Here is a 23,778-nt window from a genome sequence, read left to right as displayed (position 1 = left end):
ACAAAAAAGCCAACCAGTCCTTCACCCCTGTTGGTTTAAATTATTAGTTTTCATTATGAAAAAACGCTACATCATCCTGTTGACATTGGCCGTGCTTGTCGCTGCCGCTTACTTTTACTTCACCCGGGACACACGTGATATCAAAGTGCTGGTTTTCTCTAAAACGGCTGAGTTTCGCCACGAATCCATACCTGCCGGAAAAACAGCCATACTTGAGCTGGCAAAACAGCATGGCTTTTCCGTTGACACTACAGAGAACAGTGATGACTTCAACGAAGCCAACCTTCAGAATTACAACGTAATCGTGTTTCTGCACACCACTGGCGACGTACTCAACGATGCCCAGCAGCTGGAGATGAACCGCTGGATTCAGGCAGGTGGCGGATTTGTGGGCGTCCATGCTGCCGCCGACACAGAATATGACTGGCCCTGGTACGGCGAACTGGTGGGTGCTTATTTCAATGGCCACCCCTCCGATCCGAATGTAAGAGATGCCACGGTGCGGGTGGTGGACAAAACCCATCTTTCTACACAACACCTGCCCGAAAGCTGGCCCCGAACCGACGAGTGGTACAACTATAAAGAGATCAAGTCTGACATCAACGTATTACTCAATCTCGATGAGCTGTCTTATGAAGGCGGCACGAACGGTGAAAATCATCCCATCACCTGGTACCGTGATTTTGACGGAGGCAGGTCGTGGTACACAGGCCTGGGACATACTAATGAAGCATGGAAAGATCAGGACTTCCTGACAATGCTTTGGGGTGGCATCCAATATGCTGCGGGGCCCGGCACACCCGTTGACTATAACAATTCGAGGGTTGCTCCGGAAGAGAACCGGTTCCAGAAAAATGTACTTGCGTTCAACCTGAATGAGCCAATGGAACTTGATATTTTCCCCAATGAAGACATCCTTTTCATAGAAAGGAAGGGTGCTATTAAGCTCTTCAAGAAAGGGGCGGACAGTGTGAAGCTTGTCACCACTTTCCCCGTACACAGTGAGCTGGAAGACGGCCTGTTGGGATTTGCCATTGATCCTGACTACGCCAGCAACCACTGGATCTACCTGTTCTACTCTCCGGTGGGTGACGAACCGAAGCAGCACCTTTCCCGCTTCACTTTTGAAGGTGACTCTTTGCACTATGGATCCGAAAAAGTGCTATTGACCGTACCTACGCAGCGGCAGGAATGTTGCCACTCGGCCGGCTCTGTAGAGTTTGGCCCTGACAGGTTGCTTTATGTGTCGCTTGGAGACAACACCAGCCCTCGTGCCACCGGCTACGGGCCAATTGACGAAGGCGAAGGCCGGTCGCCATGGGACGCACAGAAGTCGTCGGCCAATACCAACGACCTGCGTGGAAAAATACTACGCATCAAGCCTGAAGATGATGGAACTTACTCAATACCAGAAGGCAATCTTTTCACTGATCCCGCAAAAGGAAGGCCCGAGATTTTCGTAATGGGATTACGGAACCCGTTCAGAATATCAATTGACCCTAAAAACGGCTACCTCTACTGGGGTGACGTAGGCCCCGACGCTGCCAAAGACAGTACAGGCTTTGGTTCACGGGGCTACGATGAGCTGAACCAGGCAAAAAAGGCAGGTAACTTTGGGTGGCCTTATTTTATAGGCAACAACTTCCCCTATAATCACTACGACTACACCAACAACAAGACCGGCCCGCTGTTTGACCCCAAAAAGCCTGTCAACACCTCTCCCAACAATACCGGAGCAAAGGATTTACCACCGGCTACCCCTCCATTGTACTACTATCCCTATGCTGAATCCACCGAGTACCCTTTGGTGGGTGAAGGCGGCAGAAATGCCATGGCAGGCCCCGTCTTTTACAAAGACCGCTACCCCGAATCAGACCAGCGGCTCCCTGAGTACTACGACAAAAAGCTTTTCACCTACGATTGGATGCGTGGCTGGGTAATGGCGGTAACACTGGATGACAATGGAGACTTTGTGAGAATGGAGCGTTTTCTGCCCAATATGTTGTTCAACAACATGGTCGACCTGGTGATTAGTCCCACGGGTGATTTCTATGCCCTTGAATACGGCACCAACTGGTTCACGCAAAATATGGATGCCAGGTTGATCCACATCACTTACTCATCAGGCAACAGGGTGCCGCTTGCGGTCATTGAAGCGGATAAAATGATAGGGAAAACACCTTTTGCCGTCCAATTCAGTGGAGAGGCCTCCAAAGATTTCGATGGAGACGCACTTTCCTACGCCTGGGTCTTTGGTGATGGTGGTTCATCAACAGAGAAAAACCCTGTGTACGAGTATAAAACACCCGGTGAGTACAAGGTAAGCCTGACGGTAACGGATCCATCTGATGAAGTATCCTCCGCTGAAGCTACCGTTTTGGCTGGCAACGACCTGCCGGAAGTAAACCTTGCCTTTAAAGGAAATCAGTCATTTTACTGGAGCAATTCGACCTTTGACTATGAAGTAACCGTGCAGGATTCCGAAGACGGCTCCATCAACCAGGGCATCGACCCCTCAACTGTTACGTTCACCGCCGATTACCTGGCCAGGGGCTACGATGTAACCGAAATCATACAGGGGCATCAGGCCAATATGGAAGCGTCTGCATTCCTGGTAGGTAAAGCGCTCATGGAAACTTCCGACTGCAAGGCATGCCATTCTCTTACCGAAAAATCAGTGGGCCCTACCTTCACAGCCATTGCAGATAAGTATGCAGGCGACGAAGGTGCCGTGAAAGCCCTGAGCGAAAAAGTCATCAAAGGCGGCTCCGGCGTATGGGGTGACCTGATGATGTCGCCTCACCCACAACTTAGCACCGCCGACACTGAGAAAATGATTGCCTATATCCTGTCGCTGAGCGGAAAACCTGCCAAAGGAGGCCTCCCTTATAAAGGCTCCTATGCCCTCAACAAGCATAAACCGACGGAAAAGGAAGGCACTTATATTTTCACTGCCTCCTATACTGACAGGGGCGCCAATGGCATGAAGCCGCTAACTGCTACCAAAGTGCTGTCGCTCTCCTACCCGATCATGAATGGTGACAAGTTCAGCAGTAAAAAGAATGTGATGACGTTCAATGTAACGGCAGGCATGATGCCCGGGATTGAAAACGACATGACCATGACTTTACCCAGCGACGATGGAGTGCTCCAATACGACAACATCGACCTGACGGGAGTGGGTAAGTTGAAGCTGAACTTGGTGGTTGCCCCAACCTATTTCTCCGGCGGCTCAATGAACGTGATGATTGACGGCGTTGATGGCCAAAAGATAGGAGCAGGAACGTTTGAAACAGGCCTGACCGATCTTGGCTTCAAGGAAATGGTTGTAGACATTGACCCGATTGACGGCCCACACACGCTCGTTTTCACCTTCAAATGCGCTGATGCCTCGAAGATATTTGCAGGTCTGGCCTCCATTGAGTTTATCAAAAAATAAAAGAAAAACCCTGATTTCACACACATGAAAAAAATTCTAAAAATAGCTCTTTGGTCAGTGCTGGGCATCGTGGTGGTGCTGGTTGGGCTGATGGCCGGGTTTATGTACAAGATCAAGAATGGTTTCCCGGTATCGTATGAAACTGAAGCCCCGAACCTCACTATTCCGGCAAACCAAACCAGTGTACTGCTTTTCTCAAAGGCTACCGGCTTCCGGCACGGGGAATCGATAGAGGCTGGCAAAAAGGTGTTTGCTCAATTGGCAATCAAGAACAACTGGTTCCTCTACGACACAGAGGATGGCGGTGTCTTTAATCCTGACCAGCTAGCGCAGTTTGATGTGGTTATCTTCAACAATTCCACAGGCCGTGTGCTGAACGACGAACAGCAGCAAAACTTAGAAGACTACGTCACCAATGGTGGCAGTCTGATTGGCATCCACGGCGCTGGGGACAATTCTCATCACTGGGACTGGTATACTGAGAACCTGATGGGAGCCACTTTTTCCCACCATTCGCTTGATCCTCACTTGCAGGAAACAAAGGTGATGCTGGAAGCAGGTGCGGACAGTCTGCTCGCTGCCGGTCTGGCGGCGGAGTTTACCCACACCGATGAATGGTATGTGTTTTTCGACAACCCACGAAAGAAGGGTTTCAATATACTTTACAGGATTGATGGTGAAACGATCAGCCCCAGCGGCAACATGCTATGGATGACCGACAAAGACTTTGGCATGGGAAAAGATCACCCGGTGGCCTGGCACAAACAAATTGGCAATGGCCGAACCTTCTATACCTCCATGGGTCACGATGCCTCCGCCTGGCAACAGGAGGTGTTTGTGAAGATGCTGGCAAATGCTGTTGAGAGATGATATTGTGAACCTATAGCAATTGAAATTCAATACCTTATCGGTTTGAAAGCTATTTTCAAGATGCCCTCCAAACTAACCCTGTAGCCTTCCCTAAAAAAGGGAAGGCTACAGTTCCACAGAATAGCATAATTCTAACAACAATGGCTTTTCGGGAGGTCATGATCAAGTAGATTTAGAGTTGTTATATCAGGTAAGAGGTGGTTTAAAAGAAATAGTTAAGGTGTAATTGAAAGTCTAAATTAAAACCAGTCTCATCAAAAAAGCCTGTTGACTGGAACCCTTCATGGGGATTTTCGGAGGATTTGTTATAAGTGAAAGTACCCATTTTAACATTGGTGCCCAGGTAAGCACCGTCAAAGAGTTTGATTTGAAAACCATATCCCGCATTCAGAAACAGGTAGTTGTATGTTGCCGGATAGTAAGCGTTTCGTTGATTGTGAATAATGGCTAGTTGTGAGACGAAATAGAGGTTAAACTTCCGTCCTATTCCATTAGGGAAATATTTGTAGCTTACGTCCCCACTAAGCAGTGTCTGGTCTGCCCGATCAAACGGATTGAAACCCATGCCTAGTTCGAACTGACTGTTGCCCTTCAAATAGACCAGACTCGGAGCAACCTGAAAAGCGTAGAGCTCACCATTAAAACCTGTGTTTAAACTAACACCCAATTCACCTGTGTTTTCCATATCAGTTTTTTGTGCTTGAAGCACCACCGGGAATAATAGGATTTGAATTATTACTATGGATCGTATCATGATTTGTGTTAGGATTGGTAGTTCATTTCCAGGATTCGGACAATGCGCTTATACAGCCTTTTGAGTTCGAGCCAGTAGATTTCTTTGCCACTGGTATTGACAAACTGGACCACAACTGCATCAATGTCAGGGTGATACCGAGCAATGCTGGTATAGCCCGGCAACCAGCCGGTATGTTCGTAAGGGTAGACCGAGGTATAAATGGCCTGCTCTTCAGGTGACAGCAGGGTGCCATCGATGAGTGCTCTTAAAAAGATACTCACATCTTCTGCAGTGGCAATCATGGATCCGCCGGGCAGAGGGTATTCCCAGTCTTTCACATCGGGTTCCCAACCTTTCAGGTAACCACTCATCAGCTCTTCCATATTTGCTTCAGCTGAGATATTGTATGTATTGCTTAAACCAAGTGGTGTTAATAGCTCATCCCGGACATAGGTATGATGAGAGTACCCTAATGTCCTATCAAGGATTTCCCCGATTAACAAATAGTTCGTATTGGAATATCGATATTTCTTATTGGGTTCGAATACTGCAGGTTTGTCATAAATCCGTGCTGCGAATGAGAGGTAATCATCAAATGTTTCGCCGGTAACTTCCGGCTCAGAACTGTAATCCAGTATACCGCTTCGGTGCTGGAGCATCATCTTCAGAGTGATCCGATCTGCAAATTCAATTCGATCTGCTACTTCTGGAATGTACTCAGCCAGTGTTTTGTCCAATGATAATTTCTCCTCTGCAACCAATCGGGTAGTTGCAGCAGCGATATATAGCTTGCTGATACTAGCAATCTTAAACAAGGCATGTGGGTCTGCAGGGATCTGTTCTTCACGGTTTTTCCATCCTGCAGCGTAAAGCTGAATGTCATCAGGCCGGTTGACACAGACAATGATACCATCCATCCCCCTATCCACCGCATCATTTAGCTGTTGCTGTACAGTGGATGGCAATGGCTGTAGTCCAAAGGAGCAGCCCGATAAAATAACGATAAGACAGGCAAATGCCATGGATGAAATGACTGGTATATATCGCTTTTTCATTTTGGTCGAATTAGTGGTGTTTGTAATCAGCTACAAAGGTCACACGCTTCCTCCAGGTGCGGTTATAAGCGATGTAGCAAATGCTATCAATTTTGAAGATCGGATAGCAACTATGCTTCATCCATAGCAATTATGAAGCGAGAGGCTATTTGGATATTGGTCAGGCTCTAGTTGGGTGCCGAATGCTCGATTCGTTCCTTCAACCGCTTAAAATCTACCCAATAGATACTACCGGTACCATTGACGCCTTTGTGAAAAAATAAATACTTTCCATCCGGTGAAACACTTGCACACATTTCACATTGATCCGTATTTACGTCAGGGCCCAAATTATAAGCTTCCGATCATACGCCGTTGTCATTAGAGCTGATGTATAAATCACAGTCTCCAAATCCCGAAGGTCTTTCTCCATCAAATATCAGGTAACTTTCATCTGGTGCAATGTACGAGTGGGCTATCCATTCCCCGGAATTGATCTCCTCGCCCATTCTATTTGTTGTTACGTATTGACCTTCCTCTTGCATGGCAAATATATCCCTCTTTCCTCGGGCTTGGCTCCTTTCTCATTAGAGGTGAAATATAGATTGCCTTTCGTAGAGGCAGTTATATACATTGTAAACCTATCTACAAACGGTTTTTCTAATGGTACCGGCTGGCGCCAGCCATCTTCGTTTCTTTTACTATACCATTGGTGCATTCTGGTGGATTCAATGGTGTCGTTAAGTGGTCGTGTACTTCCAAAATAGAGCATATCCCCTTTAGGACTGATATGCGGTTCAAAATCCCATCCCTTATCCGTTGAGAAAAATGCCAATTCTGGTTCCGACCATTTACTATCAACTAATTTCATGTGTATATAATTGTTTTTCAATGGCCACCGGTTCGCCGGTGCGATGGAATAGCTGAACCGGTTTGGGATTGAACATTTCTCGTGTTAGAGGCATATTCATCGTTCCACGCCGGTCCGTTGGGTATGGTATTCCTTATGGCTATTTCATGGTAAAAATTTGATTGCTCTCTCCCGGCTTTCTGCGTGTAAAAAAACAACTCATTCATTGTCGGATTGAAAGTCAGCCCGAACTCCTTGTTGTCTGTAGAAATAGTACCCTGTCCAAAAATCAAAGGGGTATCAAGCGGGCGTTGATCACTTATCAAAGCAAGGTTTGATTCCTCACTATTCTGACAAGAAGAACAGACGGATAGTAAAGTCAGAAAAATGGAAAGGGTTTTCAAATAGTTCATATTCCTTTTACGAAGATCAAATGGAAGTTGCTATCCTTTTTTGTCTTTGGAAAATTGTATTCACTTGGAACCGCACTAGTGCCAGCTTAGCAATTCTTTACGGTATTTCTGAGTCTTAATTTTCACTTAGCTTATCGCTAACCGATACTCCCAGGCCTGAAACAGTGGTTGTCCTTCTATTAAAATTGAATAGTAAAAGAGGAAGTGTAAACTTTTCAATTTTTTGGCGAGGTAATATAAGAGCATCTGCGTTTGGCAAATTATCTACTGCCTGATAATATGCGTTTTCAAATAATTCAGAATTGGATTTATGCTTTCCAATAGGAATAAAAAGAAGATAAAACCTGGTAGTTGAAGCCTTACCTTCTGTCTTTTTTAAAACCCTATATTCTTCTCTTTTTAGTGCTTCAATTTGAGCGTTGTCGTTGTTAATTGTTACACCAGTTGGTTGATTTGAATATCTTGGCAAGGTTAAAGAACACGATGCCAATAGAGTTGATATTAGTATTACCAAAGACACTTTTGTCATGCGTTCTTTGATATAAAAGAGTTGTTCAAATTTGAAGGAGTTCAAGTTTTTCATGTCTATCTTTTTATTGCTGTTATCCATTTTTTATTCCAGGGTAGGGTTAAAAGGAAGGTTAATCGTTTTTGATTATGTTAAAACCTATACCCTATTCGCAAGTGCATATTCAATTCTAATTCACCTTTGTTCTTCGAATAACCAGCACGTTCAGCAAATGTGTAACTGTATCCTGCACCAATACCTGCTTCATAATTAAAATGGCTCCCTATATTTCTTCTAATTCCCAAAGTGGGTATAATAGAAAAATCACTCACTACAGGAGCATTGTCAGTATTGAACAGGACAAACCAATCGGGATGATAGCCCATTTTTAAAGCAATAAAATTGCCGCTATTCCCATCTATTCTTTTTGAATTCTCTGAGCGTTTTTTGAGGTTATAATAGAATCTTGGCTCAACAACTATAACAGGTGTGAGTAGAAATGGAGAATCATAATCATCATAATAAGTAGTTTCCCAAATACCAAAATCAAAGCCAAGCTCGGTTCTTAGTGCTATGGCATTTGATAGTTTTGCTTCATTATATGCCCAGATTCCTAAAACGCCAGTTTGCAATCCGAATGCTGATTTTTCTACACTTGTGTTTTGAGATTTGGCGACTAAAATTAGTCCGCACAAAATCAAGGTCAATAGAGTTTTTTTCATAAAAAAATATTTTAAAATTCGCTTTTCACAAAGCACCGCCCATTATTATTAGTTTCTTTAGTAAAGGATATAGGAATCATCATCCGATGATTATTTACTCTGCTTTAATGAATTGATAATGCAAAGATGGAGTGGAAAGGAAGGTGAATCGTCCTGAAATGAAATTTCGGACTTAATAGTGAGATTTAAGACTTTTTAATCAGGCTTAAATTTGATTAGACTTTACCCAGGCTTTGGGTGTCATTCCCTCGGTTTTTTTGAAGAAAGCGCTGAATACAGACTTTGAGTTAAAGCCGCTTTCATAAGCTAGTGCTAAAAGGGTAAAGTGGTTATTGGCAGGGTTTAGGGCAATTTTTTTGAAGTTCTCCAAACGAAAACTATTAATGTATTCATTGAAATTTTGACCGATTCGTTCATTCAGTAACCAGGAAAGCTTGTTGCTGCTAATATTCACTTTTTCGGCTAGCTCTCGCAGAGTTAATGATGGGTTTTGAAACCATTTTTCTACCGTCATACCTTTTTCAAAAATTTCTAAAACTGTGTCGATTTCTGCAGCTGACATTAAGGCTTTGGGAGGGTCAATTTGTAGTTGTTTTTCGGAATCAGGTGGTAATAGCTCTATGCGGAAAACGGTTTGCAGTAAATCCCGGAACCTCTGATGCTTTTGTAATGGCTTAAGCAGTGGAATATTCATAAAGTTTATGATTTGACCGGTACGCATCTTGATGTTTTCTTCCAAAAAGTCTAATGCCATTTCGTGTTTATCCAAATAGACCAACAAAAAAAGCTGCCACGGGAAAAGCGTTCCTCCAGAATCTTCTTTTATCATGAAGCTAACCTTACTGATATCTACATCGATCTTTTCTTCAGGATTTACCAACTTGTACAATACCCTGCATTCTTCTGGTCTCTCGGCCAAAGGGGTTTGAACTAAAAAGTCATTTAGCTTTTGGTAATCTTTAGATAGAATTAAACAAAGTTGTTTTAATGCGATGGGATGTGTGAAATCCGGATTGATGCTCAAAGAGGTCTCAATACATTCTAATGCTTTCGGGTAGTCCTCATTTAAATAATGAATATTTGCTTTGGTAAAATAATGATTCGGCGATAATGGATTTATCTTTAAAATATTATCAGTATGCCAGTGTGCTTTTTCGAAATAACCTATTGCTGTATACAATTCGCATAAACCTTCTTCTGCTTCCGTATAGGAAGGATTAAGTTCCAATGACTTTTGAAAAAATTTATGTCCCTTTATGAAATCCCATTGACCCCAAAAGAACAATGTCGCTTTGCTAAAATACCCAACATAGGATTGTTTGTCCAGAATAAAACCTTTGTTGAGATTCTCTTCTGATGATTGTAACAAATCTTTATTATTTCCCCAGGATCCAGCCATGGCATAACAATATGCCAAACCAAAGTAAGGCATAGCAAATGAAGGGTCTATCGCTATACATTGTTCATAGAGTTCTATTGCATTTGCGATTCCTGGGCCATCCCACATTAAATGATGGTAGCGACCTTTAAGATAAAGGTTGTAGGCCTCTATATTTTGTGTAGGGGCTTCAATTAGATGTTCCTGAATGTTGATATGACCAAAATTTTCCCGAATCTGGTCGGCAATATTTAAACTTATCTCATCTTGTAGCGCAAATATGTCTTCCAGATCCCGATCGAAATTCTTTGACCAGAAGTGAGTGCCGTCATTAGTACTGATTAACTGTGCCGTAATACGAACTCTGCTTTTGGCCTTCCGAACGCTACCCTCCAAAACAGTACTTACCCCTAACTGATCACCAATGGTTCGTACATCTATATTTTTATTCTTAAATGCAAAAGAGGACGTGCGGGCAATGACTTTCAAGCCTTTCACTGTGGTTAAGGCGTTGATAATTTCTTCAGTAATGCCATCGCTGAAGTATTCGTTCTCAGGGTCGGCACTCATATTGACAAAAGGAAGAACTACAATAGACTTATTGGATGATGGTATCGGGAGGCGGTTGCTCATTTTCTACTATTCTTTATCAGGGCTTCTTCGAACTGACATTGAATCTTCAATGATTTTTCTTTTAATTGGCTATAACGACTAGCTCTTATGTTAGCCAGAATAAATTCAAGGAAGTAAAATAGCTTATCTTGATTGAATAAAAAACTTCAACAAAGAAGTGGAATATCGTGACTAGCTAGATACGACAATTGTTGATATCGCATCTTAGGTTTTATATCCACTTCTTGTTTCTCAATAGAACTTGAACTGTAACCTTCCCTAAAAAGCTGGAATTCTGGGCAATGAAGTATTTATGTATTGAGAGTTCCGATCACTGGTGATTCGGATATGAATGGAGTAAAGTCCAGACTTATGAATGAATGGGAATTAACAAGAAAGTGGGGAACAAAAAAAAACGCCTAACAATCAGTGCGATAGATTATTAGACGTTTTAATTAATTTTTCAAGTAGTCCGTAGGGGAATCGAACCCCTGTTACCAGGATGAAAACCTGGCGTCCTAACCCCTAGACGAACGGACCATTTTGGGGACAATCCAGGATGAGTTTTGCAATATTTGCTACCCCTTTCCTGAATTGTGGTGCAAAGATATATGGCCTCATTTTAATTGCAAAGCATTGCGGAAAAATTTTCTAAAAATCCTTTTAAAACAACTGAACCTTAACCGCTAACTTCTTTGTTTTTAGTGGGTACGGGTGTTAGATTTGCACTCTCTGTAATAACCATAAACTTTTTTGAAAATGACAAAAGTAAAAGTAGGTATCAATGGTTTCGGTCGTATAGGTCGCCTGGTGTTCAGGGCGGCTATCAACAACCCCTCGATCGAAATCGTAGGAATCAATGACCTGATCGAACCAGATTATATGGCATATATGCTCAAGTACGACTCTACCCATGGTCTGTTCAAGGGTGAGGTGTCCGTAAAGGGCGGCAACCTGGTTGTAAATGGTCAGACGATCCGGGTAACTGCAGAAAAGGATCCTGCCAATTTGAAATGGAATGAAGTTAGCGCTGAGTATGTAGTTGAATCTACGGGCCTCTTCCTTACCAAAGAAACAGCTGAGAAGCACATTGCTGCAGGTGCCAAGAAGGTAGTAATGTCTGCTCCTTCGAAAGATGATACCCCTATGTTTGTTATGGGTGTAAATCACACTGAATACAAGAGCAATATCAATATCGTTTCAAACGCTTCATGTACCACCAACTGTTTGGCTCCGCTTGCTAAGGTGCTTCACGACAAGTTCGGTATCGTGGAAGGTTTGATGACCACAGTACATGCCACCACTGCTACGCAGAAAACTGTCGACGGACCTTCTATGAAAGACTGGAGAGGCGGACGTGGCGCTGGTCAAAACATCATCCCATCATCTACCGGCGCTGCTAAAGCTGTAGGAAAAGTTATTCCTTCACTAAACGGTAAACTGACTGGTATGTCGTTCCGAGTTCCTACTCCTGACGTATCTGTGGTTGACCTTACCTGCCGCCTTGAGAAGGCTGCTTCTTATGAAGACATCAAAAAAGCTATGAAAGATGCTGCCGATGGGCCAATGAAAGGCATTATGGGCTACACTGAAGATGCGGTAGTAAGCACCGACTTCGTTGGAGACGCTCGCTCGTCTATCTTCGATGCTGACGCTGGTATCAGCCTGAACGCTAATTTCGTGAAAGTCGTGTCTTGGTACGACAATGAGTGGGGCTATAGCAACCGTGTGGTTGACTTGGTGCTTCATATGGCTTCAGTTAAGTAATCAGTGAATAGTAAATGGTAATCAGTAAAAAGTGACTGATTACCATTTACTGATTACTTCTTACCGTCTCACCTCCACCCCTGCCCTTTCCAATTCCTTCAGGGCCTTTTCAAAATCACCTGGTCGCAAGTTGACGGCCCGTGTGCCGGCAACAGGCAACACCACTTCAAAGCCAAACTCTTTCGCATCCAAAGCGGTGAACTTCACGCAGTAATCGGCAGCAAGACCAACCACTGTGACTTTTTCTACTCCTTCCGCTTTCAGGTATTCGCCCAGACCAGTTGACTTCAGTTTTCCATTATCAAACAAACCACTGTAGCTGTCGATCGTAGCGTCGGTGCCTTTTTGAAAGACTTTCTTGAATTTGGAAGTATTCAGGCTTCCGGCAAACTCAGCACCTTTCGACTCCTGTACACAATGTACCGGCCACATGATCTGAGGAAGTCCATTCAGGTCAATTAACTCGCCCACCTTCTTTCCTTCGTGATTGGCTGCAAAGCTTCCGTGGTCAGCCGGGTGCCAGTCCTGAGTAGCAACAACAAGACCGAAGCGATCTATCAGCTCGTTTACAAATGGGATGACCTCATCGCCTTGGCTCACTGCCAATGCGCCACCGGGAAGAAAGTCATTTTGTATATCTACAACGATCAGGGCCTCTTTACTCATTGTTAGTCAGGTTTCGGAGTTTTAGAATCAATTCAGTCTTGGCCTTATGAAGGCTCTCCTCCAGGCCAACCGGGTAAACGTGTGGGTTCGCAAAACGCTTCACACTCTTGTCGAGCATGGCAAGCTGGTCAAGGTGCCGTTGTTTGATGTCGCCAATATCGGGTAGGTTGTAAACACAACGGCCCGCTTTAAAAACCGGCACCAGTAGGTCTTCACTACTTAGCTTCTCAGCACTCAGTGTCTTTCTCTTTGTAGCATCCATTGGATCAATGATGAGGCTTTTGTTTTTAAGCTCTGTATTTACATCATAAATCATATCGCCCACGTACTGCCTGCCGTCATTGAACCTCTTGACCTGCTGGATGCCTGGGTTGTTCATTTTCACCGTCTGCTCTGAAAGCTTCAGCTTATACTGCCACTTGCCATGGTTCTCAATAGCCGACAGTTTGTATACCGCCCCCAGCGCAGGCTGGTCATAAGCTGTCACCAGCTTGGTGCCGATGCCCCATACGTCAATTTTCGCTTCCTGTAGCTTTAAACTCTGGATAAGGTTTTCATCCAGATCGTTGCTGGCCACTACTTTTACATGCTTCAAGCCGGCCTCGTCAAGCATCTCTCTGGCCATTTGCGAGAAATAGGCCAGGTCACCGCTATCTATCCGAACACCCATCAACTGCTGCCCTTTGGCCTGCATCATCTTACCTACAGCGATGGCCTGACGGATGCCTTCCTCCGTGTCGTAGGTGTCGACCAGCAGCACCGTATTGTTAGGCATGGCTTCGGCATAGGTTTCAAAAGCCTCCTTCTCGCTATCGAACGACATCACCCAGCTATGAGCATGAGTGCCACTTACCGGAATTCCGAAGAGCTTACCAGCCATCACATTGCTCGTCGAAGTGCAGCCTCCGATAAAAGCGGAGCGACTAGCCGCCAGCGCTCCGTCGATGCCTTGCGCCCTTCTTAACCCAAACTCCATGACCGGATCACCACCGGCAGCCTGGTAGATGCGGGATGCTTTGGTAGCCACAAGTGTCTGGAAATTGATAAGGTTCAAAAGGGGCGTTTCTATGAGCTGGCATTGCAGAATAGAGCCCGTCACCCGCACCATAGGCTCATGCGGAAAAACAATGGTTCCTTCGGGCACCGCTTCGATATCACAGGTAAACTTCAGGTTGGCCAGATACTCGAGAAATGCAGGCTCAAACAGCGGTTGCCCGTCGTTGCCAGTCGTTTCAGCCAGGTAGCTGAGATCCTGCTTTGAAAAATGGAAGTTGTTAAGATAGTCGATGACATATTCCAAACCGCAGGCGACGGTATAGCCTCCACCGAAAGGATTGTTTCTGAAAAACAGATTAAAAACGGCTTTTTGATCGGCTTTACCAGACTTCCAATAGCCATAGGCCATGGTGAGTTGGTAGAGGTCGGTAAGCAGCGCCATAGAAGCACTGTACAAGTCTTTGGTAATCTTCATAAATAAAAAAGGATTGATTTAGTGTCAATCCTTATCCGAAAGTAACATTAAATGAGCTCAAATCAATTCCATTTGCTCCTCAGTAATTTCGAGGTTATGGAATACCTTCTGCACATCGTCATCATCCTCCAGGGCGTCTATGAGCTTCATTACTTTTACAAACTCTTCATCCCCCAAGCTTAGGCGGTTGGCTGGCACTCTTTGCAGTTCTGCATTCTCCACCTGCACGTTCATCTCATCAAGCTTCTTCTGCATTTTACCGAAATCTTCGAACGCACAAGTCACCGTCACATACTCCTCTTCGACCTCCAGGTCTTCCGCTCCGCCATCGATCACTTCCAGGGTAAACTCATCCTCTTCAAAGCCTTCCGGTTTCGCTACCTGAAAGCTCCCCTTTCTTTCAAACAGAAACTCCAGCGAGCCATTGGTACCCAAACTTCCGCCGTGCTTGGTAAAAGCGTGCCTTACATTTTGTACTGTGCGGTTCTGATTGTCGGTGGTGCACTCCACGTATATAGCAATACCGTGCGGGCCATATCCCTCGTAGGTCAGCTCCTGATAGCTGTCAGCATCGTCGCCTGAGGCTTTTTTTATTGCCCTGTCAATATTGTCCTTGGGCATATTAGCCCCTTTGGCATTCTGAATAGCTATTTTAAGCCTCGTATTCGCCTCCGGGTTGGTGCCACCTTCTTTGATAGCGACAGTTATTTCCCTGTTCAGCTTGGTAAATATCTTTCCCCGCTTGGCGTCCAAAGCCCCTTTCTTCCGTTTGATTGTTGACCACTTACTATGTCCTGACATTTTGTGTAATCGATATTTAGTATTCAGTGAATGGTAATCAGTGATCGGTTTCGCTTTGGGTACCGCCACTACAAAACATTTTTGATTTTGCTATCATGGAGTAGATCATCTTTCCTATGTAATTGCATTGTTCAATCAGAGCATTCCTCTCAACCACAGATATATACTGGCAGTTCAGAGCAACTTCTATCCAGTGTTGGGTTTCAAGTTGTTCGGCATCAGCATCTGTAAGTTTACTAATGAAATGCTTTTCATACCGTCTCTTTCCCCAGGCTTCTGCTATCTGTGCCCCTACCGAACGAGACGACCTTCTAACTTGATCAGTAAGGGAATACATCTCTTCCTTCGGGAACCGCTTGGTTATTTCAAAAATTGAACTGGTCAGGTTGCTCGCCATTTTGTAGACGTCCAAATCTCTAAAACTCCTGACGTATCTGTTGCCCTTTTCCATTTCGGTAAATTTAAAAAATTATCACCTATGCTAAAGTTACATGATGGCATCTGGTTAACTTTAACAGTAATTTATTCAATTTTATACCCAATTCTCTTTTAGTAACCAGACCACGATTCTCACCGACTACTGGTTACTATTTACCGCCTACCGATCACTATTTACTGGTTACTCCTTGCCATCGATCTTTTCCTCCTAAGCACCTCTCCTTTTTTCTTCCACCAAATATTGCTGACCACCCCCATCACAACACAAGCCATGCCGATGTAGGTCAACAGATTAAAGGTTTCGCCAAAAAGGAAGCCAAATCCAAGTCCATAAACAATGCCGAGGTAGCTGAGACTTGAGATGATTGAAAGTTCCTCCTGCTGGTAAGCTTTCGTCATAAAATACTGTGCAAACTGGGTAAATATGCCCACCATGATCAACCAAAACCACTCCCAGCCAATCGGTTGCTCCCAGATAAAAACAGAGTACACACCTGCAATAGGGATGGTTACCAATGGGAAGTACAAGATGATTACCAGCGGGTGCTCACTGGTTTTAAGTTTGCGGATAACATTATACGCCACACCCGAACTCATAGATGAAAGCAATCCGATGAGAAGATGGATAGGCTCCACCCTGATATCAAAACCTGTTACGATCACCACTCCCAGCATCGACAGAGCGAAAAAGACCCACTGCATTGGAAACACTTTTTCCTTTACAAAATAGATTCCCAGAATAGTAGTGAACACCGGAGCCAGATAGAGCAGCGTGTAAGTAGTGGCCAGAGGGATTTGTTGAATAAGGATAAAATAGAGAATCAAAGACAGAGAACCACAAACACCCCGCAAAATCAGCATCGGCTTGTTAGTGCCCCAGGGCGAAATGCCTGCGGCCTTAATGCCAATAAACGAAATGATGAATGAAATAACTGATCGGAAAAGGATGATTTCAACGGAAGGAATTTGCGGTATCATTTTCACGCAAACCTTCATCATGGCGAAGAGTAGCGTGGCAAGCAGCATATACCTTACCCCTGCCGGCACGCTCTTCCATCTCCTCATTTTCCCGCATCAGTAAGCACCATGCCGTCCTGAATTTCCAACGTACGGTCGGCCATAGCAGCAAATTCTTCGTTGTGGGTAACAATGACAAATGTATGCCCCAACTCTTCCCTTATCTTGAAAAACAGATTGTGAAGCTCATTGGCATTCTTAGAATCGAGGTTACCGCTTGGCTCATCGCCAAAAACGATGGAGGGGCTGTTGATCAGCGCCCTGGCAATGGCCGTCCTCTGTTGCTCGCCTCCCGAAAGGGCTGACGGCTTATGGTCAAGCCTGGCTCCCAGCCCCAGCAACTGCAGCAACTCCTTTGCTCGCTTGGCTACCTCACCATCATTTCTGCCGCCTATGTAACCAGGAATGCATACATTCTCCAGCGCAGTAAATTCGGGCAGCAGGTTGTGAAACTGGAAGACAAATCCTATTTCTTTGTTGCGAAAAGACGCCAGTTGTGTCGATGTCAATTTGAAGACATCTTTACCAGAGAGCTCAATCGTACCCTCATCGGGGGTATCTAAACTACCCAGTATATGCAAAAGAGTGCTTTTACCGGCACCGCTTGCTCCCACTATGGAAACTACTTCTCCTTTGGCTATTTCAAGGTCTATGCCTTTCAATACTTCAAGGTTGCCGTATTTTTTCTTTATTCCTGTCGCTTTTAGCATCTAAAAAATTGTTGCCCTGCAAATATAGAAAGATTGCCTTTCCCTCAAGGCTTTATAACTACCGATCTCTTCACCATTAAACTTTAGCTTGTAATTGCACCCCCTATGGCTTAGATTCGCACAAAAAAATTAGAGGATGAACATTCACGAATATCAAGCCAAAGGAATTCTGAAAAGCTACGGAGTTACCATCCAGGAAGGTATCGTTGCTGATACGCCTGAAAGGGCTTTGGAAGCTGCAAGAACCCTCAATGCAGACACAGGCACAAGCTGGTATGTTGTAAAAGCACAAATCCATGCCGGCGGACGTGGTAAGGGCAAAGTAAGGGAAACCGATTCCAATGGAGTGGTGCTTGCCAAGAGCCTGAATGAAGTGGCACCAAAGGCTGAAAAAATATTGGGAGGTACGCTGGTAACACACCAAACTGGCCCTGAAGGTAAAAAGGTGAATAAAGTGCTCATTGCTCAGGACGTTTACTATCCTGGCGAATCGGAGCCGAAGGAATATTACATGAGTATCTTGCTCGACAGGGCAAAAGCCAGCAATGTTATCATGGCCTCTACTGAGGGTGGCATGGACATCGAAGAAGTGGCGGCACATACTCCTGAGAAAATCATCAAAGAGTGGATCGATCCATCTGTTGGATTGCAGCCATTCCAGGCACGCAAGGTAGCTTTCAAATTGGGACTGGAAGGTAATGCACTGAAAGAAATGGTGAAGTTCATCCATTCTCTTTACAATGCATTCATTGGAAGCGACTCTACCATGTTTGAGATCAACCCGGTGTTGAAAACTTCTGATAACAAAATCCTGGCTGTTGATGCCAAAGTGAACCTTGACGACAACGCCTTGTTCCGTCATAAAGACCTTGCCGAGCTTCGTGATATTTCCGAGGAAGATCCTTTGGAAGTAGAGGCTGGCGTTGCAGGCCTTAACTATGTGAAACTCGACGGCAACGTGGGTTGTATGGTGAATGGCGCCGGACTGGCCATGGCTACCATGGATATCATCAAGCTTTCTGGCGGCGAACCTGCCAACTTCCTTGACGTTGGGGGTGGGGCAAATGCCAAAACAGTTGAGGCTGGCTTCAGGATCATCCTGAAAGACCCTAATGTGAAGGCTATTCTTATCAATATCTTCGGTGGTATTGTGCGTTGCGACAGGGTAGCCACTGGCGTGGTAGAAGCCTACAAAAACATCGGAGAGATTAAGGTGCCAATCATTGTTCGCCTTCAAGGCACAAATGCTGAAGAAGGAGCGAAAATAATTGCAGAGTCGGGGCTGAAAGTATTCCCAGCTATTCTGCTCAAAGATGCTGCCACCAAAGTGAAGGAAGTGTTGGCTTAAAAAAATTTTCTCTTAAAAACTCAAACCCATCTTAGCCGGATGGGTTTTTTTGTTTTCAGCGGAACAGGCTACTTGAATTTTTTAATGTACTCCAAAGCTTCTTCAATTGAGCTGAACATTTTTGTTGGTACGTCAGGCTTACTAACCTTCAAATAAAAATTAGCCATAAACTCGTACGCTGGTGAATCGACCACCAGGGCCACGGCGTCCACCAAAGAAGATCCCTCTTTCGCCAGAAAGTCTCGGGCAACCTTATCTACATTTTTTAGCCCCCGTATATCACACAAAACGGGGTATGACTTGCCCTTCTGAATAGTTTTCCTATCTTCAACCACCTTCTTGGCTGCATCGACATCTAACTCAGTGTTGGGTTTGTAGATAAAATGCAAGATCCCATCTTTCAGAAAAAAGCTAGCAAACTCATTTTCTATCTTGTCCATTGATCAATCGCAAACTACTAATAGTCAAATTCTTGAGGAAAAATACATAATTTCTGCACCTCTCTTCTTATTAAAATGCAAATATTACATTTAGCTGGTGTAATTTAGCTGGCAATCTAACTAACCCGAATGGCAAAAGTAAAACATAATAACTTAATTGATACACTTAATACCATAGCAGAGGACGCAAAATCACGTGGAGTCATACAACTGCACACTGAAGACGAGCGTTTTACTGGCCGAACTATTAGAATAAATGGGAAAGACCTTTTTCATTTCGGTACCACGGGATACCTTGGGCTTGAGCAAGATCAAAGGTTAAAAGATGCCGCTATTGATGCCATTCAAAAGTTCGGTACACAATTCCCCCTATCCAAAAGTTATGTTTCCCATTCGCTGTACCAGGAACTAGAAGAGAAGTTAAATCTCATGTTTAAAGTTCCCGTGCTGGTCATGAAAAATAGCACGCTTGGTCACATGGGAGTAATTCCATCGATTGTGCGTGATGAGGATGCGGTAATTTTAGATCACTATGTCCATTGGAGCGTGCAGAATGCCTCCCTCCTGCTAAAAAACAGAGGGGTGACAGTAGATATGATCAGGCATAACAATATGAATATGCTTGAAGAAAAAATTAAAGCACTAAGCCCTGGTCGGGAAAAAATATGGTATTGTGCCGATGGTGTGTACTCTATGTTTGGCGACACCGCTCCTATTGACCAACTCAAAGCGTTGTGCGCTAAATACCCCCAGCTATATCTATACTTCGACGATGTGCATGGCATGAGTTGGGTAGGCGAGAACGGAACCGGTTATGTGCTGAACCAGTATAAAGAACTGCCCGAGAATGTATTCCTTTTCAGCACGCTAAGCAAGTCATTTGGCGCAAGCGGTGGTATATTGGTTTCTTCCAACCAGTCCTACTTCAATAAGGTCAAAAACTTTGGAGGGCCGCTCACTTTTTCTGCTCAGCTCGAACCAGCATCTGTAGCGGCAGCCATTGCCTCTGCTAAGATTCACCTGAGCCCTGAGATTGTTGAGATGCAAGCGGAATTGCGTAGCAAAATAGACTATTGCAATGATTTACTGGCACAAACAGATTTACCGCTGGTAGATAGAAATGACTGCCCGGTTTTCTATATCGGAGCAGGTGCACCCGCAGTGGGCTACAATTTTGTCAACAAAATGTATGATGTCGGCTTCTATGGCAACATGGGCATTTTTCCGGCTGTTCCAGTAAAGAAAACTGGGATCAGATTTACAATCTCCAGACATAACCAGCGTGAGGACATCGAGCAGTTGGTGACGGCGCTGAGTGAAAACTTCCCCAAGGCCCTGGAGGAAGAGCACTATTCAATGAACAGCATAAGAAAGATTTTTGACCTCCCTCTTATTGAAAAAGAAAACAAAGTCGCCGCCAGAAAAACTGAAACACTGACACTGGAAACCTTCCGCTCTGCCAGTGAGATTGACGCTAAAATCTGGGACACGTACTTTGGAGGAGAGGGTGTTTTCAATCATGCCGGGCTTCAGTTTCTGGAAAAAACCTTTACTGGTAATGAAGAGAAGGAAAATAACTGGCAGTTCTTTTATCTACTCGTTCGTGATGAAAATAAAAAAGTGATAGCCGCTACCTTTTTTACTTTCGCTCTTTGGAAAGAAGACATGCTGGCGCCAGCTTCAATTTCAAAGGAGTTTGAAGAAAAAAGGAAATCAGAGCCCGGCTTCATGGTGTCAACGGCACTAATTATGGGATCGCTGTTTACCGAAGGCCAACATCTCTTTCTTGATAAAAATGACGGCCGATGGCAAAATGCGATGGACTTGATTATCGAAAAAGTAGAAGAACTGGATGAACTTCTTAAACCTTCTTCCATTGTGCTCAGGGACTTTGACGAAAGCGATACGCAAATTGAAGAGTATGTGTTGAAGAAAGGTTTTTTCAAAACTACCTTACCCGAATCATGCACTGTAGAAGATTTGTCGTGGGCAAACACAGAAGAATACGTTTCAACTCTTTCCAGCAAATCCAGAAAGCATTTCAGGCAAGATGTAGCACCCTTTGAAGACTACTTTGACATTCAAGTAAAACAAACCCTTACCGAAGATGAGGTTTGCCAGTTCATGGCATTGTACCAAAACGTCTGGAGTAAAAACTTAGATGTCAATACATTCCCTTTCAACAGGGGTGTTTTTGAACAGATGTCGGAAGATAATAACTGGGAGTTTATTGTGCTGAAGCTTAAAAAAGAAAAACAAGGACAAAATGAAACCGATAACCCCATTGCAGTCATGTTCTGTTTCAACAACAATAATATAACCTACGTACCAGCATTCATTGGGATGGACTACGACTATGTGCAGAAGTATCAGACCTACAGGCAAATGCTGTATCAGACAATTGTGAGAGCGCAGTCGTTGGGCTTTAAGAAAATAAACTTCGGTTACTCCTCTTCCTTTGAGAAAAAGAAACTCGGCGCTACCATTTATCCCAGAGTCGCTTTTATTCAAGCCAAAGACAACTACTCTATCGAAATGATGGGGATCATTCAAAAAAAATAAGGTACTAAAGCTCTAAAAATCCTTTAGAGGCAACGAAAATCTCCTCCTTTGTAAATGGTTTTTTAACATGGGCATTCATACCCGACTGTAGCGACTTTAGCACAGCTTCCTCATAAGCATCCGCCGAAAGCGCTATAAGGGGCATATTATACTGCATTTTCCTGATTCTTACCGCCAACTCATAGCCGTCCATTTCGGGCATGTGAATGTCTATGAAAACCAAATCAAAGTCATGGATATTGATGAGTTCCAACGCACTCTGGCCGCCATCGGCCACAAGCACTTTGGCCCCCAGATTTTCCAGCACCCGTTTGGCAAGCTTCAGGTTGAGATCGTTATCATCAACTACAAGTATGTGGTATTGTCGGCTGAACTTGAGCTTCAAGGTTTGCACTTCCTCTCTTGGCTTCACCACCTGTGAGTCTGCAGCCTTGAGCTCCATTGTAAATGTGAATGCGGTGCCTTTTTCGAATCCAAAACTCACCGGTGGGCTTTCTACTTTTATGTCTCCATCCATGGAGTTAAGTAAATACCTGCAGATTGTGAGCCCTAAACCGGATCCTCCATAATTACGGGAGGTGGAGTCATCAGCCTGCGTGAAGCTATCAAAAATAACGTTCAGTTTATTGGAGGGGATGCCGATCCCAGAATCGATAATATCTCCCTGAATAACAGCGTAGCCAGACTTGACTGGTAAGCTGGTGAAATTCACATTTATATTACCGGCCACTGTAAACTTCACCGCATTGCTTACAAGGTTTCGGACAACCTGGTTTATCTTTTGAGGGTCTCCAATAAGCACTTTTGGTATAGAGGGATCAATGTTGATGGACAAATCGATCCCTTTTTCCCTGGCCAGGTAGCGATAAGGATTCAAGTTTGACTTCATTATTTCTTCAAACTGAAATTCTATTTGTTCAAGCGTAAGCTTGCCTGCCTCAATCTTATTGATATCGAGAATGTTATTAATCAGTTTTGAGAGGTCTTCACCCGAAGCCTTGATAAGCCGTAGAAAATTTTGCTGTTCCTCTGTTGGGGAGGTTTCAAACATCAGGTCGATAAACCCCAAAATAGCGCTAAGGGGCGTCCTTATTTCATGACTCATGTTCGCCAAAAAACGGGTTTTGGCCTCGTTGGATGCCTCTGCCCTCTCCCTAGCTTCTTTAAAAACAGAGACGTCTTTAGCAATTAGCAGGATATTGGACGGCTGATTCTGACTATTAAGAAGGTAGGAAAATGTGGCTGAGTGCGGCTTGGAAAGCTCACCATTAAAGGAAAAGTGTAACTCGTTTATCCGACAAATATTTTTCTCGCCAAGTTCCGCCCTCACCCTTTCAAGGAGTATCTGTTCATTCTCGCTTAGCAGCTCAGCAAGTGGGCGTTTGAGCAAAGCACTTTCTTCACACCTGAATTTTTCCAGTGTGATTTCATTCACTTCCTCAATTCGAAAATTGACATCAAGAATAAACAGGACGTCTACTACTCCCTTGTAAATGCTTTCAAGGTAGTTTTTGGATACCATGGAGGACTTGAGCTCCTCACCCAACATGTTGATCCCGCCGACAAGGCCATCCAGTTCGTCATTGAATCCATAGCGAGGAAGCCGATATTCGAAATTACCATTGGCTATCTCATATACCAATTGTATAATGTCGTCTATTCTGCCCTTGAGGTGATCTGGAATCTCGTGTTTAGGAAGCATCTGGCGTACGCTTTACATTTTCGACTATTTCAGTAAAAGAGATGGTCCATATTATTTACCTGACACCGGTCTACAGTTAAAGTCCCTCTAATTTACAATTATAGTTCGAAGGCGTTAATATCCAGCATAAATTAATGCAAAGGGAGAGAAAACCTTATAGAATCATAAAGTGGTCAACAACCAGTCAGAAGTTTGCAGTTGGTCAGCAAGGCCAAAACAACTCAGCATTGTCACAAAAAACTGGCTATTGAGTGCTGTTGATAACCAGAAAGAAGCGGAGCCCACACCTGCTAA

At 44.2% G+C, this 23,778-nt stretch carries 20 protein-coding genes and 1 tRNA gene; 5 read left to right on the top strand and 16 right to left on the bottom strand.

Going from position 1 to position 23,778, the window contains the following annotated elements:
* Positions 1-55: 55 nt before the first annotated feature.
* Positions 56-3,439, top strand: a complete 3,384-nt coding sequence (locus tag ACMVP2_RS21815; protein ID WP_416865096.1) for a ThuA domain-containing protein — start codon at positions 56-58, stop codon at positions 3,437-3,439.
* A 24-nt stretch (positions 3,440-3,463) separates the two neighbouring features.
* The gene (locus ACMVP2_RS21810) at positions 3,464-4,309 is read left to right on the top strand and encodes a ThuA domain-containing protein (RefSeq protein WP_416865095.1); all 846 of its coding nucleotides are present in this window, start codon (positions 3,464-3,466) and stop codon (positions 4,307-4,309) included.
* Positions 4,310-4,511: 202 nt separating this feature from the next.
* On the opposite strand, the gene ACMVP2_RS21805 is transcribed toward ACMVP2_RS21810, so the two are convergent.
* The 8 genes from ACMVP2_RS21805 to ACMVP2_RS21770 all read right to left on the bottom strand — a co-directional run bounded on the left by ACMVP2_RS21805 (position 4,512) and on the right by ACMVP2_RS21770 (position 11,102).
* On the bottom strand, positions 4,512-4,994 hold the full coding sequence (locus tag ACMVP2_RS21805) for a hypothetical protein (RefSeq protein WP_416865094.1): 483 nt from the start codon (positions 4,992-4,994) through the stop codon (positions 4,512-4,514).
* A gap of 77 nt (positions 4,995-5,071) precedes the next feature.
* Positions 5,072-6,100, bottom strand: coding sequence for a serine hydrolase domain-containing protein (locus ACMVP2_RS21800; protein ID WP_416865093.1), 1,029 nt, complete (start codon positions 6,098-6,100; stop codon positions 5,072-5,074).
* 499 nt (positions 6,101-6,599) lie between these two features.
* Positions 6,600-6,950 (bottom strand): hypothetical protein, encoded by a 351-nt coding sequence (locus ACMVP2_RS21795; RefSeq protein ID WP_416865092.1) that lies wholly within the window; start codon positions 6,948-6,950, stop codon positions 6,600-6,602.
* 17 nt (positions 6,951-6,967) lie between these two features.
* On the bottom strand, positions 6,968-7,342 hold the full coding sequence (locus ACMVP2_RS21790) for a hypothetical protein (protein WP_416865091.1): 375 nt from the start codon (positions 7,340-7,342) through the stop codon (positions 6,968-6,970).
* A gap of 115 nt (positions 7,343-7,457) precedes the next feature.
* Positions 7,458-7,952: a hypothetical protein gene (locus ACMVP2_RS21785; protein ID WP_416865090.1), complete on the bottom strand. Its 495-nt coding sequence runs from the start codon at positions 7,950-7,952 to the stop codon at positions 7,458-7,460.
* 50 nt (positions 7,953-8,002) lie between these two features.
* Complete coding sequence (locus ACMVP2_RS21780; protein WP_416865089.1) at positions 8,003-8,572, bottom strand: hypothetical protein; 570 nt, start codon at positions 8,570-8,572, stop codon at positions 8,003-8,005.
* A 205-nt stretch (positions 8,573-8,777) separates the two neighbouring features.
* A complete protein-coding gene (locus ACMVP2_RS21775) occupies positions 8,778-10,583 on the bottom strand; it encodes a helix-turn-helix domain-containing protein (RefSeq protein WP_416865088.1) in 1,806 nt (601 codons plus the stop codon).
* 447 nt (positions 10,584-11,030) lie between these two features.
* A tRNA-Glu gene (locus ACMVP2_RS21770) sits at positions 11,031-11,102 on the bottom strand.
* Positions 11,103-11,321: 219 nt separating this feature from the next.
* On the opposite strand from ACMVP2_RS21770, the gene gap reads away from it, so the two are divergent.
* On the top strand, positions 11,322-12,329 hold the full coding sequence (gap, locus tag ACMVP2_RS21765; RefSeq protein WP_317490973.1) for a type I glyceraldehyde-3-phosphate dehydrogenase: 1,008 nt from the start codon (positions 11,322-11,324) through the stop codon (positions 12,327-12,329).
* Positions 12,330-12,389: 60 nt separating this feature from the next.
* Here the strand turns inward: gap and pncA are convergent, their stop codons facing one another.
* The 6 genes from pncA to ACMVP2_RS21735 all read right to left on the bottom strand — a co-directional run bounded on the left by pncA (position 12,390) and on the right by ACMVP2_RS21735 (position 17,432).
* Positions 12,390-12,995 (bottom strand): bifunctional nicotinamidase/pyrazinamidase, encoded by a 606-nt coding sequence (pncA, locus tag ACMVP2_RS21760; protein WP_416865087.1) that lies wholly within the window; start codon positions 12,993-12,995, stop codon positions 12,390-12,392.
* Positions 12,988-14,466, bottom strand: coding sequence for a nicotinate phosphoribosyltransferase (locus ACMVP2_RS21755; RefSeq protein ID WP_416865086.1), 1,479 nt, complete (start codon positions 14,464-14,466; stop codon positions 12,988-12,990). The genes pncA and ACMVP2_RS21755 overlap by 8 nt, the downstream gene beginning before the upstream one ends.
* A gap of 57 nt (positions 14,467-14,523) precedes the next feature.
* Positions 14,524-15,267: a YebC/PmpR family DNA-binding transcriptional regulator gene (locus tag ACMVP2_RS21750; RefSeq protein WP_416865085.1), complete on the bottom strand. Its 744-nt coding sequence runs from the start codon at positions 15,265-15,267 to the stop codon at positions 14,524-14,526.
* 37 nt (positions 15,268-15,304) lie between these two features.
* The gene (locus ACMVP2_RS21745; protein ID WP_416865084.1) at positions 15,305-15,718 is read right to left on the bottom strand and encodes a four helix bundle protein; all 414 of its coding nucleotides are present in this window, start codon (positions 15,716-15,718) and stop codon (positions 15,305-15,307) included.
* Between the two features lie 161 nt (positions 15,719-15,879).
* On the bottom strand, positions 15,880-16,770 hold the full coding sequence (locus ACMVP2_RS21740; RefSeq protein WP_416865083.1) for a DMT family transporter: 891 nt from the start codon (positions 16,768-16,770) through the stop codon (positions 15,880-15,882).
* Positions 16,767-17,432 (bottom strand): ABC transporter ATP-binding protein, encoded by a 666-nt coding sequence (locus ACMVP2_RS21735; RefSeq protein ID WP_416865082.1) that lies wholly within the window; start codon positions 17,430-17,432, stop codon positions 16,767-16,769. The genes ACMVP2_RS21740 and ACMVP2_RS21735 overlap by 4 nt, the downstream gene beginning before the upstream one ends.
* Before the next feature lie 136 nt (positions 17,433-17,568).
* Between ACMVP2_RS21735 and sucC the strand changes: the two genes are divergently transcribed.
* On the top strand, positions 17,569-18,780 hold the full coding sequence (sucC, locus tag ACMVP2_RS21730; RefSeq protein WP_339792728.1) for an ADP-forming succinate--CoA ligase subunit beta: 1,212 nt from the start codon (positions 17,569-17,571) through the stop codon (positions 18,778-18,780).
* Between the two features lie 68 nt (positions 18,781-18,848).
* Here sucC and ACMVP2_RS21725 read toward each other — a convergent pair whose 3' ends face one another.
* Complete coding sequence (locus ACMVP2_RS21725) at positions 18,849-19,220, bottom strand: hypothetical protein (RefSeq protein WP_339792729.1); 372 nt, start codon at positions 19,218-19,220, stop codon at positions 18,849-18,851.
* 129 nt (positions 19,221-19,349) lie between these two features.
* On the opposite strand from ACMVP2_RS21725, the gene ACMVP2_RS21720 reads away from it, so the two are divergent.
* A complete protein-coding gene (locus ACMVP2_RS21720; protein WP_416865081.1) occupies positions 19,350-21,782 on the top strand; it encodes an aminotransferase class I/II-fold pyridoxal phosphate-dependent enzyme in 2,433 nt (810 codons plus the stop codon).
* 4 nt (positions 21,783-21,786) lie between these two features.
* Here ACMVP2_RS21720 and ACMVP2_RS21715 read toward each other — a convergent pair whose 3' ends face one another.
* Complete coding sequence (locus ACMVP2_RS21715; RefSeq protein WP_416865080.1) at positions 21,787-23,484, bottom strand: response regulator; 1,698 nt, start codon at positions 23,482-23,484, stop codon at positions 21,787-21,789.
* Positions 23,485-23,778: the final 294 nt, after the last annotated feature.

The organism is Imperialibacter sp. (assembly GCF_048007035.1).
GTDB lineage: Bacteria > Bacteroidota > Bacteroidia > Cytophagales > Cyclobacteriaceae > Imperialibacter.
This window is presented reverse-complemented; position numbering and strand designations above follow the sequence as displayed.

Coding starts and splice junctions, on each gene's coding strand:
- ACMVP2_RS21725 (WP_339792729.1), bottom strand. CDS start 19,220: ATGGACAAGATAGAAAATGAGTTTGCTAGCTTTTTTCTGAAAGATGGG.
- ACMVP2_RS21735 (WP_416865082.1), bottom strand. CDS start 17,432: ATGCTAAAAGCGACAGGAATAAAGAAAAAATACGGCAACCTTGAAGTA.
- ACMVP2_RS21780 (WP_416865089.1), bottom strand. CDS start 8,572: ATGAAAAAAACTCTATTGACCTTGATTTTGTGCGGACTAATTTTAGTC.
- gap (WP_317490973.1), top strand. CDS start 11,322: ATGACAAAAGTAAAAGTAGGTATCAATGGTTTCGGTCGTATAGGTCGC.
- ACMVP2_RS21805 (WP_416865094.1), bottom strand. CDS start 4,994: ATGGAAAACACAGGTGAATTGGGTGTTAGTTTAAACACAGGTTTTAAT.
- ACMVP2_RS21745 (WP_416865084.1), bottom strand. CDS start 15,718: ATGGAAAAGGGCAACAGATACGTCAGGAGTTTTAGAGATTTGGACGTC.
- sucC (WP_339792728.1), top strand. CDS start 17,569: ATGAACATTCACGAATATCAAGCCAAAGGAATTCTGAAAAGCTACGGA.
- ACMVP2_RS21750 (WP_416865085.1), bottom strand. CDS start 15,267: ATGTCAGGACATAGTAAGTGGTCAACAATCAAACGGAAGAAAGGGGCT.
- ACMVP2_RS21740 (WP_416865083.1), bottom strand. CDS start 16,770: ATGAGGAGATGGAAGAGCGTGCCGGCAGGGGTAAGGTATATGCTGCTT.
- ACMVP2_RS21755 (WP_416865086.1), bottom strand. CDS start 14,466: ATGAAGATTACCAAAGACTTGTACAGTGCTTCTATGGCGCTGCTTACC.
- ACMVP2_RS21775 (WP_416865088.1), bottom strand. CDS start 10,583: ATGAGCAACCGCCTCCCGATACCATCATCCAATAAGTCTATTGTAGTT.
- ACMVP2_RS21815 (WP_416865096.1), top strand. CDS start 56: ATGAAAAAACGCTACATCATCCTGTTGACATTGGCCGTGCTTGTCGCT.
- ACMVP2_RS21715 (WP_416865080.1), bottom strand. CDS start 23,484: ATGCTTCCTAAACACGAGATTCCAGATCACCTCAAGGGCAGAATAGAC.
- ACMVP2_RS21800 (WP_416865093.1), bottom strand. CDS start 6,100: ATGAAAAAGCGATATATACCAGTCATTTCATCCATGGCATTTGCCTGT.
- ACMVP2_RS21720 (WP_416865081.1), top strand. CDS start 19,350: ATGGCAAAAGTAAAACATAATAACTTAATTGATACACTTAATACCATA.
- ACMVP2_RS21790 (WP_416865091.1), bottom strand. CDS start 7,342: ATGAACTATTTGAAAACCCTTTCCATTTTTCTGACTTTACTATCCGTC.
- ACMVP2_RS21795 (WP_416865092.1), bottom strand. CDS start 6,950: ATGAAATTAGTTGATAGTAAATGGTCGGAACCAGAATTGGCATTTTTC.
- ACMVP2_RS21785 (WP_416865090.1), bottom strand. CDS start 7,952: ATGGATAACAGCAATAAAAAGATAGACATGAAAAACTTGAACTCCTTC.
- pncA (WP_416865087.1), bottom strand. CDS start 12,995: ATGAGTAAAGAGGCCCTGATCGTTGTAGATATACAAAATGACTTTCTT.
- ACMVP2_RS21810 (WP_416865095.1), top strand. CDS start 3,464: ATGAAAAAAATTCTAAAAATAGCTCTTTGGTCAGTGCTGGGCATCGTG.